The organism is Chryseobacterium sp. SN22 (assembly GCF_008329705.1).
In the GTDB taxonomy this organism is placed as follows: Bacteria; Bacteroidota; Bacteroidia; order Flavobacteriales; family Weeksellaceae; genus Chryseobacterium.
Genome location: NZ_VTSX01000028.1, coordinates 45,859 through 57,682 on the forward strand (window position 1 = coordinate 45,859; position 11,824 = coordinate 57,682).

Genomic DNA, 11,824 nt, shown 5'->3' on the forward strand with positions numbered 1-11,824 from the left:
AACTTATCATTCTTTAACGAATAGCCATCATTTCCGGCAAAATTAACACTGAATACATATTTATTGGTTAGGATTTAATATCTTTGACAGGTCTAATTTTAAGTATCATACTATATGAATAAAAAACTATTGGCTTTTTTTATCCTGCTTTTATCCTGCTTCATAGGAAAATTCTCTTCCCAGACGTATCAGCTTACAGGAAACCCTGTAGTTACTACGGGATGGGATGTAGTTCCTTCTGCAACGGTCAGCGGCGACTTCATTCAGCTTACTGCGGACCAGACTTCCCAGGTGGGCGGTATTAAATTAAACGCTCCTATCAATCTTAAATTCTGTGATAAATGGAGGGTGGAATTCGATTTCAGGATCGACGGAAACGGAACAGCCAGCTACGGCCGCGGTGATGGTTTTGCTTTCTGGTATTTGTCCAATCCTCCCGCAGCTTATACTTCAGGCGGCGGCTTAGGGATTCCGGCCAACTCTACCGGACTGATGGTAGGATTTGACATCTTCAACAACAGTACGGAAGGGCAAATGAGCAAGGTGCACGTTCTTTACGGAACCAACAATACACCAGGATCGAATATTGAATACAACAATACGCCCGGCAGTACCTTTCATACCCCGGATCTTAACCCGACACAGCCTTTCGTAGGAGCTGCCTATAAGCATGTGGAAGTATTGGGGCAGGTAGATCCTGCAACTCCGGCCAACTGGATCATCAGCATCAAGATCGACGGAATTACGGTAGTCAACCAATCGTTTGCCCCTTCGGGAGCAGCAGTCGGGATGACACAGGGGTATTTCGGCTTTTCCGCATCTACCGGAGCAGCCAGTGCCAGGCACTCAATCAAAAATGCCAAAATTTTCACGGATAAAGTTTCTATTAACCAACCGACTGTTTCTGCAAGTGTTTGCCCGAATCCGTCTACCGGACAGGGAACCATTAATTTAACAACATTCCAGAGCCAGTTTGTAGCAAATCCGGCAAACTATACCTTTACTTACAGCGTTGGCGGAACTCCGGTTGCCAATCCTGCGAACTTCCAGTTCAGCGGAAATACAACGGTTTCAGTACGCATTAAAGACAATTCCGGGCTCTTGTGCGATAATCCGGACGGCAAGATCCTGCTGACCCTGTCTCCTTTTACCGCAACAGCTGCCACTCTTACCGAATGTAATAACAATAATGCCGGAACGGCAACGTTTAACCTGACGCTTGCCAATGTAAATGAACCGGCCGGTTCTACCAAGAAGTTTTACACAACAATGGCTAATCTAAATGCGGGAACCCCTGAAATTACAAATCCGACGGCGTATGTTTCGGCAGCCGGAACCGTATATGTAAAAGTAACAACACCACAGGGATGCCAGGGCTCTGCCCCTATCACGTTAGCTTTTTACCCGCAGATCGCTTCCCAGGATGCGGCTATGGAATCCTGCTATATCGATGTGGCACCGACGGCGGCTTTATTCAATCTTACACAGGCCAATGTAACCTCAGCTACCGGAGTGGTCAAGAGGTATTTCAAAACACAGGCTGACGCTCTGGCAGGAACCAATGAAATCTTAAATCCGACAGCCTATATTGCAACCTCATCAACGGTTTATGTAAAAATTTCCAATGTAACAAATTGCTTTGTAGTCGTTAAAATAACACTGAAGGTTCTCCCTCCCATCTATTCTTCTGTCCTGAAAGACAAAACCATCTGTATTGACGCCAAGACCAGTCTCGATGCAGGGCCGGGCTTCGACACCTATTTATGGAGCACGGGAGCAACTACACAGTCTATCCAGAATATTGCACCGGGACAATACTGGGTGCAGTTAAAAACCGGAAGATGTACCACTTTGCAGACCGTAAAGGTAAACGCGGCAAGCCAGCCGGTGATTTCAGGCATCGATATCACCAATAATACCATTACCATCAATGTAAAAGGCGGAAAAAGCCCTTTCCAGTATTCCCTGGACGGAATAAAGTGGCAGGATTCAAATGTATTTACCGGACTTCCGAGAGGCGAAGTTACCGTATATGTGAAAGATTCTTACAACTGTACGCCGATTCACGTTCAGATCACCGTACCTAATCTGATCAATGCCATTACGCCTAACGGAGATAATGTAAACGACGTTATCGATTATTCAGCTTTGGCATATAAGAAAAACCTGGTTTTCACTGTGTATGACCGGTACGGAAACAAACTGTATGAAGCCAATAAAATCAGGGACTTCAAATGGGACGGAACTTCCGGAAACAAAAAAATAATGACCGGTACTTACTGGTATACCATTACCTGGAATGAAAACGACAAAAACAATACGCAAACGTCTTATAACGGTTGGGTATTGGTGAAAAACCGGGAATAATATATATGAAAGATCACGCCGGGCGGCGTGATCTTTTTTATTTTTCAGCTTCCCCATTTAATCAACCAAAAATCCATTTCCTGCCCTTTATGCCGACTTTTAAAAATGATTGCATTTGGAAAGAGATAGCGCTGGGAATCGGTTTATTCTATTAACCATTATTCAATCTGTTCAAATGAAAAAACAATTACTCCTTAATTTTTTTATCATCTTCCTCTGTTTTAGCGGAAGGTTTTCCGCACAGACTTATCAGCTTACCGGAAGCCCGGTAAACACTACGGGGTGGGATCTGGTTTCCAATGCATCCGTAAGCGGGGATTTTGTACAGCTTACCCAGGATGTTACCAACCAGTTCGGGGTAGTAAAACTGTCAACCCCCATTAACCTTAAATACTGCGACAAATGGAAAGTAGAATTCGATTTCAGGATCGACGGAAACGGAACAGCAACTTACGGCCGCGGTGACGGGTTTACTTTCTGGTATCTGAGTAATCCACCAACCGGATTTACCGGCGGTGGCGGTCTTGGCATTCCTTCCAACGCCAACGGACTGATGGTGGGTTTTGATATTTTCAACAATTCCACGGAAGGCCAGATGAGCAAGGTGCACGTTCTTTACGGGACCAATAATTTACCCGTAGGGAACAACAACATCGAATACAACAATACGCCGGGAAGCACCTTCCACACAGCCGACCTTAATCCTACACAGCCGTTTGTAGGATCGAATTACAGACACGTTATCGTAAACGGAACCATAGATCCTGTGAATCCGAATATCTGGAATATTAAAATCCAGCTGGATGGGGTGGTTCTGGCAGACCAGCCGTTCACCGCTTCCGGAGGTGCTGTCGGGATGACGACCGGGTTCTTCGGGTTTTCTGCTGCCACAGGAGGGGCCAGCGCAAGACATTCGATTAAAAATGCTAAAATCTATATCGATAAAGTTCCGATCCTTACCAATACCATCACCCCTTTCGTATGTTCAAATCCTGCGACAGGCAGTGGAACGGTAAATTTAACTTCTTTCCAGAACCAGTTTGTGACCAACCCGGCCAATTATGTATTTACTTATTTGGGTCCGGGAGGAACACCGATTACCAATCCGGCAAATTACGTTTATCCTTCAGGAACAACAACTATTACGGTCGTTGTAAAAGACCCTTCGTCTACCCTTTGCGATAACGGCGACGGAAAAATCATACTTACTCCGACCCCGTTTGCAGCTACTGATGCAACGCTGACGGGTTGTAACAATGATAATGCAGGAGGCGCTGTTTTCAACCTTACCAATGCTGCGGTGTCTTCAGTCCCGGGAAGTACGTCGGTATTTTACAATTCCATGTACGACCTGAACAACAACCTTAGTCCGATTGCCAATCCTTCGGCATTTTTCTCGCCGGCAGCCACCATCTATGCTAAAGTCACCACACCGCAGGGCTGTACGGATGTTGCCGACGTCACTTTGACGATCGCTCCTGTCGTTGTTGTGCAGAATGCTACCCTGAGATCCTGTGCAATCGCGACCAACCCTTCAACCGGATTGTTCGACCTCACTACCGCTTTAGTTACTTCCCAACCCGGGACAAAAACTTACTACCCGTCTTTAACGGATGCACAGAACGGAACTAATCCGATTCCGATGCCTGCTGCCTATACTTCTCCGAATGGTACCGCATTTATTAAAGTAACCAATACCAACGGCTGTTATGCCATCGCAAAAGTTACCCTGATCGTTATTCCACAGGTTTTCTCTACACTTCTGGAGGATAAGATTATCTGTATGGAAGATACCACGACCCTGGATGCAGGACCTGGATTCACTTCTTACAAATGGAGTACCGGAGCCACCAGCCAGAGCATCAGCAACGTAACGGTAGGAACCTATTGGGTAGATCTGAAAACGGGAGACTGTACCGTTAGGCAAACTATAAAAGTATACGCTTCGGAACAGCCTGTAATCACCGGGGTTGATATTGCCAATACCACGGTCACCATTTTTGCAAACGGCGGAACGGCCCCCTACAAATATTCCATGGACGGGATTCACTGGCAGGACGCCAATGAATTTAAGAATGTGCCGAGAGGAGACAGCCAGGTATATCTGAAAGATGCCTACGACTGTGATCCGATCACCGTTACCATCGTGGTGCCTAATCTGATCAATGTGATTACCCCGAACGGTGACGGCGTAAATGATGTCATCGATTACTCTGCCCTTGCCGGGAAGAAAAACATGGTATTCAATGTCTATGACCGGTACGGTGCGAAAATCCATGAAGCCGATAAATCCAACCGCTACAAGTGGGACGGAACCGTGGGCGGACGGAAAATGCCTACCGGAAACTACTGGTATTCCGTTTCATGGAATGAAAACGACAAAAAGAATACGCCGGTAAAGTACTCCGGATGGATCCTGGTAAAAAACAGAGATTAGCGAAATAACCATTCCCTATATATGAAAGGATCACTCCGGATTTATTCCGGGGTGATCTTTTTTAACAGGCTATCAGCCAGTATCATTTGTTAATAAACATCACTGACTGTAAAGTCGACGGGGGGAAACTTCCGGCATCCAGCTTCCCTCTTCCGGCCAATTCATCCGATTTCCACTTCGAACTCTTGTTTTTTTAGTCTAATTTAGAATAAGATATTTTCGTTTATCGGTATTTAATTCGCATTCAATGATTAAATTTGTCTTATGAATTACTTGGAAGCTTTAAGCAGAAGATATTCTGTAAAGAAATTTAACAACGGTATCATCCCTCAGGAAACCCTTCATAATATTCTCGAATCGGGAAAATTATCGGCAAGCTCCCTCGGTCTTCAGCCTTACGAAATCCTGATTGTGGAAAGTGAGGAAATGAAGAAAAAATTAATTCCGGCTTTTTACAATCCGTCACAGATTTCCACCTGCTCCCATCTGATCGTTATTGTGGCTAAAAAAATAGTGGACGATAACTACATCAACGGGTATTTCAGGCATATTTCCAAAGTAAGGGAAACCCCAATGGAAAAACTGGATCTTTTTAAAAACAGCATCAATCAACACATTAATCAAAAAACCCAGGATGAAATCTTCAGCTGGGCAGAAAAGCAGGCCTACATCGTTCTGGCAAACCTCATGTATGCCGCCGCGATCGAAAATGTAGATACCTGCCCGATGGAAGGCTTCCGCCAGGAACTTATTGAAGAGCTTTTAAGCATCAATCCTGAAACCGAAAAAGTAAGCGTTACCCTTGCACTGGGCTACCGTTCGGAGGAAGATCATTTTCAGCACATGAAAAAAGTGAGAAAACCAAACGAAAAATTGTTTAAATTTATTTAATTATTTAGACAGTTTTGTCTTAAACCAAGGATATGATAAAAGCGGATGTATTAGTAATCGGTTCCGGAATTTCGGGACTTTCTTATGCCATAAAAGTTTCTGAGCAGCTTCCTGATGCCAAAATAATCATCGTAACAAAGTCGGACGAAGATGAAAGCAATACCAAATATGCCCAGGGCGGCCTTGCGGTAGTGACGGATTCTAAAAACGACAATTTCCAGAAACACATCGAAGATACGATGCGCGCCGGAGACGGGGAAAACAAACGCGACGTTGTGGAAATGGTCGTTACCGAAGCTCCCGCCCGGTTTAATGAAATCGTGGAATGGGGTGCGAATTTTGACATGAAAAACGGTGAATTTGCGCTGGGAAGAGAAGGCGGGCACACCGAGAACAGGATCGTACACCATAAAGACATTACCGGGTTTGAAATTGAAAGGGCTTTGCTGGAAACCGCCAACAGGAGCGAAAATATTGAGATCCTGGATCATCATTATGTAATCGACATCATCACGCAGCACCATGTTCCCGGAAAAGAACTGAATGAAGGCGATATCCACTGCTACGGAGCCTACATCCTGGATGAAAAGTCTAAAAAAATAAAAAAAATCACCTCTAAGATCACTTTGGTAGCCACCGGCGGGGCAGGCCATGTGTATAAAAACACCACCAACCCGACCATTGCCACAGGAGACGGAATTGCATTTGTCGCCAGAGCGAAAGGAAAAGTTTCCAATATGCAGTATTACCAGTTCCATCCGACGGCTTTATACAGCAAGATCGACGGGATGCTGTTCCTCATTTCGGAAGCCGTACGCGGAGACGGGGCCAAGCTAAGGACAAAAAAAGGTGAAAAATTCATGCACAAATACGATGCGCGTGAAGAGCTGGCTTCCCGGGATATTGTTGCCCGAGCAATTGATGCCGAAATGAAAGTGACCGGTGACGAATATGTAGGACTGGACTGTCGTGAAATGAACCGCGAAAAATTCCTCGAACATTTTCCTAATATTTATAAAAAGTGCAGGGATGAAGGCGTTGATCCTTTTACCCAGCTGATTCCTGTAGTTCCCGCCTGTCATTATTTAATGGGGGGAATCGAAGTCGACCGGGACGGGCAGTCTTCCATCCGAAACCTGTTTGGTGTGGGAGAATGTACAAACTCCGGGCTTCACGGCGCCAACAGACTGGCATCCAATTCTCTACTGGAAGGTTTGGTTTTTGGTCATAATGCGGCAATGAAAACCGTAGATCTCCTGAACGAAAATAATTTCAACTTCGATGACCTGAAAGCGGTTCCGGAATGGGATGAAGAAGGCATGAAGATCATGGACGAAATGGTAATCGTTTCTTACCTCAGGAAACAGCTTCAGGAAATGATGAGTGACCTGGTGGGTATCGTAAGAAGCAACCGCCGTCTGAATATGGCTTTGCAGAAACACCAGGAAATTGCAGCGGCCGTGGATGAAATTTACCACTACTCCATTCTTTCACCGCAATTATCGGAACTGAGAAATTTAACCACCGTGGCGCACCTCATCATTACCCAGTCGATGGAAATGACGGAAAACAAGGGGGCGTTTTATAATAAAGACTTGGTTTAATTTATTAATCATGAAAACTCTGAATCTGAATATTCTTACAATAGTTAATGTTTTATTCTATTCAAGAATAATTTTTTCTTTGATCTGCGCTTGTGTGTTGATGTATTTGTATTCAGATAAAAATTTTAAGATAACCAACTCTTTTGATGGCTTTGCTATGATGGGATTAATTCTGTTAAGTGCTATCGGCGGAATATTTGGAGCAGATTTATTAAAGAAAATCATAGTTCCAAGATCAAAATATCCATTGGTACTGAATCTTCTATGTAATATGAATGGTCTAGGGAAACCAAAATATTATGGAAACACAGAATTTGACTTAAATAATATTATTCAGGATAATAGATTACGTTTAACGTTGTATTATATTAATAATCCTCAGTATCCGATCCTGACTTTTAAAGAAAATAAAATTACTTATTTCACCCAAGAATATGATTGGAATACATTTAAATGGAAGCACACCATCGTTTCTCAGGGGAAACAGGAAAAATCCGTACTTCAATTTGAAGGTATTAATCAAAATAACATTCAAATAAAAGATAATATAGATTTTGAAAAAATAGATGCAAAAGATAATGAAGTTCTTTTACTCTTTATCATTCATGACCTCTTGTTTGGAAAAAAATCTTCCTTTTATTACTAAATTAAAAAATATGAAAAGACCGATATACGTTACCGATAAAGTTTTAAAACAATTTATTAAAAATGCTTTGGAGGAAGACATCCAGGATGGCGACCACTCTACCCTTTCCACGATTCCGAAAGACCTGGAACAAAGCGCCAGGCTTCTGGTAAAACAGGACTGCATTCTTGCCGGAGTGGAACTGGCCGAAATTATTTTTAAAACTTTTGATAAAAACCTGAAAGTTGAAACCTTCGTAAAAGATGGGGACGCTGTAAAAGTTGGCGACACTGCTTTTATCGTAACAGGTAGCGCAAGGTCAATTCTTTCTACAGAGAGACTGGTATTAAATTGTATGCAGCGGATGAGCGGTATTGCAACATTGACCCACGACTGGGATTCCAGGTTGGTCGGAACAAAGACCAAGCTTCTGGATACCCGGAAAACCACCCCGAACTTCAGGGTCTGTGAAAAATGGGCAGTGGCCATCGGTGGCGGAACCAATCACCGGTACGGTCTTTATGATATGATCATGCTGAAAGACAACCATATCGATTACAACGGAAGCATTACCAATGCTGTGAAGATGGCCAAGGAGTATATCAAGAAGAATAAGAAAAAACTGAAAATAGAGGTTGAAACGAGAAACCTTGAGGAAGTCCAGGAAGCCATCGATGCAAAAGTCGACCGGATCATGCTCGACAATATGGATGTAAAGACCATGAAGAAAGCGGTAAAGCTTATCAACGGCACCTGCGAAACCGAAGCATCCGGAGGAATTACCCGCGACCAGCTGAAAGAAATTGCTTCCACAGGTGTGACCTATATCTCAGCCGGAGCCCTGACACACTCGGCCGGCAATATGGATTTAAGTCTGAAAGCTGTTAAATAGGGATTTAATTTTCAATAAAAATAACTATATTCTGTTAAAAATTCAATAACGTGATTTTTTTCATACGAAATTCCAATTATTATTCAATGCATTGTAAATCAGAAATTTAAACCTTATTGAGAATGATTAAAAATTAACATACAGTTAATATTAGTTAAAATATAATTCCTCAATTTTGCAGAAAATTTAATCTAACTATTACTAACGATTATGAAATTAATCAACAAATCGATTCTAACTGCAGTAATTACTTTATCTACAGCTAGTGTCTATTACGCTCAACAGGTTCAGGACACAGCAGCAAAGTCCAAAGACATTGAAGAGGTAATCCTGCGAGGTGTTACAGATATCGCTAAAGATAGAAAAACACCAGTTGCGGTATCTACTATTAAAGCAGCACAAATTCTTGAGAGACAAGGAAATCAGGAGCTTGTTGAAATGCTTAATACGACACCGTCCATCTATGCTACAAAAGGTGGTGGTGGTTTCGGAGACTCTCAGATTGTAATGCGTGGATTTGAATCCAGAAATATTGCAGTAATGGTAAACGGTATGCCTGTAAATGATATGGAAGGAGGTACTGTTTATTTTTCAAACTGGACTGGTCTTTCTGATGTAACCAGCTTTATCCAGGTACAGAGAGGTCTTGGTTCTTCTAAACTGGCCATTGCATCTGTAGGAGGTACGATGAACTTTATTACAAAATCAGCCGATATGAAAAAGGGCGGTATTGTAAGATTGGGAGTTGGTAACAATGATTATTTAAAAACTTCATTTGCTTATAATACCGGAAAATCTGATAAGGGATGGTCTTCATCATTCTTAATGGGTAGACAATCAGGATCTACTTATATTCAAAATACAGATTACGAAGCATATACTTATTTCTTCGCTTTGGGTTGGGAAGTAAACCAAAAGCACAATTTACAATTTACGATAACAGGAGCTCCGCAGTGGCATGACCAAAGATCTTTCGCACCTACCATTTCTGATTATATTAAATATAATCCGGATAATGACGGAACGCCGGACAGAACTTATAACAGTGACTGGGGGTATTATACAAATGCAGAAGGCAGAAGGATTGCGTTATCTAATAGATCCAACTATTATAACAAGCCTGTAATGATGTTGAACTGGGATTGGACATTTAATGAAAAATCAAAGTTAAGTACCGTCGCTTATATGTCCAACGGTAGAGGTGGTGGAACAGGTGATCTTGGTAGGGTAAACGGAAGAAACCTTACAGCATCTGTAAATGGAGTGCCATATTTCAGAGATGCACAAGGTCTGTATAACTACGATAAATTATTTGCTGAAAATGCTGCTGTTAATGTTAATGCGGCCAATGCAGGAAGTACACTAATCCGCAGAGCTAGTATTAATTCTCACAACTGGTATGGTATCTTAGCAAATTTCCAACACAAATTGAATGATAATTGGAATTTCTCAATAGGTACAGATAATAGATATTATTATGGTTATCATTACCAGGTTATTTCAGATCTTTATGGAGCAAAAGGATATAAAGATAATGCCAATAAAAATATAGCTCCTAACATAGTAACAGCCACTTCTGATTATAAAAAATTAAATTGGAACCCTTTTGGTGGAAGCCAGGTTCCATTAAATGAAAGAGTAGGATTTAGCAATGATGGTGAAGTACTATGGTATAGTGGATTCGGACAAATCGAGTATTCTAAAAACGATTTATCTGCATTCATTCAAGGGTCCGTTTCAAATCAGGGATATCAGAGGATTGACGAGTTCGTTCAGGATGGTATTACTGTACAGAGAAACCAGACTGTAAACAGAAAGACCGGATTTAAAAATATCTTTGGATATAACATTAAAGGGGGTGTAAACTACAACATCGATGAAAACAATAATGTTTTTGCAAATATTGGTTATTACAGTAAGCAGCCGTTTATGAATACGGTATACCCTAGTAACCAGCAAGTGGTTAACCCTCAGCTAACGAATGAGAAAATTTTCTCTGCTGAACTTGGATACGGTTTTAGATCTGCGAAATTCAATGCAAATGTGAATGTTTACAGAACAGAGTGGAAAGACAGAGCATTAAGAAGAACAATTACGGTTCCAAACGTAACGGATGCTTATGCAGAAATGAACGGAATTACTGAAATCCACCAAGGAGTTGAGGTAGATGCAGTTTATAGACTTAATAACATTGTAGAATTTAACGGAATGTTCTCTTGGGGCGATTACTATTATAAAGGAAATGCTACAGGTACAACATTTGATGGGAACAACAATCCTTTAACTGTTGCAGGTGATTCCAACACTACTACTCTTTATCTTGACAAAGTAAAAGTAGGAGGAACAAGCAACAACAGTATCCCGCAAATGACCGCAGCTTTAGGAGCAACCGTTAAGCCAGTAAAAGATTTGAGTATTTATGCAGGATGGCGTTATGTAGGAAAACTCTATTCATCTATTGATATTGCTACTTTCTCAAATCCAGTAAACCAGGAAAGAGGAGTATTGAAATTACCTGATTACAACCTAACGGATGTCGGTGTATCGTATAGAATAAGATTAAATAATCCTTCTCAATTCTTTACCATCGGAGCAAACGTTTACAACTTGTTTGATAAAACATATATTCAGGACGGAGCTACCAACAATTTTGTTAAGCAGCAAGGTGACTTCAAAGATATTGCAGGAGGAGCCACTGCGCAGCAACAGTATAATACATATATCAATAACCCTAATAATTTCTTCAAAGGTATTGATACGTCAAACCGTGTATTTTTCGGATTCGGAAGAACATGGGCTGCAACATTATCATTTAACTTCTAATCAAATAAAAACATTAGATTTTATACCTACAAATCCCGGCAATTCGCCGGGATTTTTTTATTTTTAAAGAAAATTAAAATGGATGAAGCGTTACAAGAATTCGTCAATTACTGGAAGAATAAAAAATATGTTATTGGTATTCTCTTAAGCGGAAGCTATGCTGTAGGTTTAGAAAATGAAAATTC

General features: G+C 41.6%; 7 protein-coding genes. All 7 read left to right on the forward strand.

Translation table 11 applies throughout. The annotated features are described in order from the left end of the window. Positions 1–114 precede the first annotated feature (114 nt). Positions 115–2,367 carry a T9SS type B sorting domain-containing protein gene (locus tag FY557_RS17220; protein ID WP_149248478.1) on the forward strand — a complete coding sequence of 751 codons (2,253 nt, stop codon included), beginning with the start codon at positions 115–117 and terminating at the stop codon, positions 2,365–2,367. 175 nt (positions 2,368–2,542) lie between these two features. Continuing rightward, positions 2,543–4,804, forward strand: a complete 2,262-nt coding sequence (locus FY557_RS17225; RefSeq protein WP_149248479.1) for a T9SS type B sorting domain-containing protein — start codon at positions 2,543–2,545, stop codon at positions 4,802–4,804. Between the two features lie 264 nt (positions 4,805–5,068). After that, a complete protein-coding gene (locus FY557_RS17230; RefSeq protein WP_149248480.1) occupies positions 5,069–5,695 on the forward strand; it encodes an NAD(P)H-dependent oxidoreductase in 627 nt (208 codons plus the stop codon). Between the two features lie 32 nt (positions 5,696–5,727). Continuing rightward, positions 5,728–7,299, forward strand: coding sequence for an L-aspartate oxidase (gene nadB, locus FY557_RS17235; RefSeq protein ID WP_149248481.1), 1,572 nt, complete (start codon positions 5,728–5,730; stop codon positions 7,297–7,299). A gap of 10 nt (positions 7,300–7,309) precedes the next feature. Continuing rightward, positions 7,310–7,945 carry a hypothetical protein gene (locus FY557_RS17240; protein ID WP_149248482.1) on the forward strand — a complete coding sequence of 212 codons (636 nt, stop codon included), beginning with the start codon at positions 7,310–7,312 and terminating at the stop codon, positions 7,943–7,945. A gap of 10 nt (positions 7,946–7,955) precedes the next feature. After that, a complete protein-coding gene (nadC, locus tag FY557_RS17245; protein WP_149248483.1) occupies positions 7,956–8,816 on the forward strand; it encodes a carboxylating nicotinate-nucleotide diphosphorylase in 861 nt (286 codons plus the stop codon). Positions 8,817–9,026: 210 nt separating this feature from the next. After that, positions 9,027–11,639, forward strand: a complete 2,613-nt coding sequence (locus FY557_RS17250) for a TonB-dependent receptor (protein WP_149248484.1) — start codon at positions 9,027–9,029, stop codon at positions 11,637–11,639. The last annotated feature ends 185 nt before the right edge of the window (positions 11,640–11,824 follow it).

What these genes read in the sequence shown, in the direction of transcription:
- FY557_RS17220 (WP_149248478.1), top strand. Translation starts at nt 115, where the DNA reads ATGAATAAAAAACTATTGGCTTTTTTTATCCTGCTTTTATCCTGCTTC.
- FY557_RS17225 (WP_149248479.1), top strand. Translation starts at nt 2,543, where the DNA reads ATGAAAAAACAATTACTCCTTAATTTTTTTATCATCTTCCTCTGTTTT.
- FY557_RS17230 (WP_149248480.1), top strand. Translation starts at nt 5,069, where the DNA reads ATGAATTACTTGGAAGCTTTAAGCAGAAGATATTCTGTAAAGAAATTT.
- nadB (WP_149248481.1), top strand. Translation starts at nt 5,728, where the DNA reads ATGATAAAAGCGGATGTATTAGTAATCGGTTCCGGAATTTCGGGACTT.
- FY557_RS17240 (WP_149248482.1), top strand. Translation starts at nt 7,310, where the DNA reads ATGAAAACTCTGAATCTGAATATTCTTACAATAGTTAATGTTTTATTC.
- nadC (WP_149248483.1), top strand. Translation starts at nt 7,956, where the DNA reads ATGAAAAGACCGATATACGTTACCGATAAAGTTTTAAAACAATTTATT.
- FY557_RS17250 (WP_149248484.1), top strand. Translation starts at nt 9,027, where the DNA reads ATGAAATTAATCAACAAATCGATTCTAACTGCAGTAATTACTTTATCT.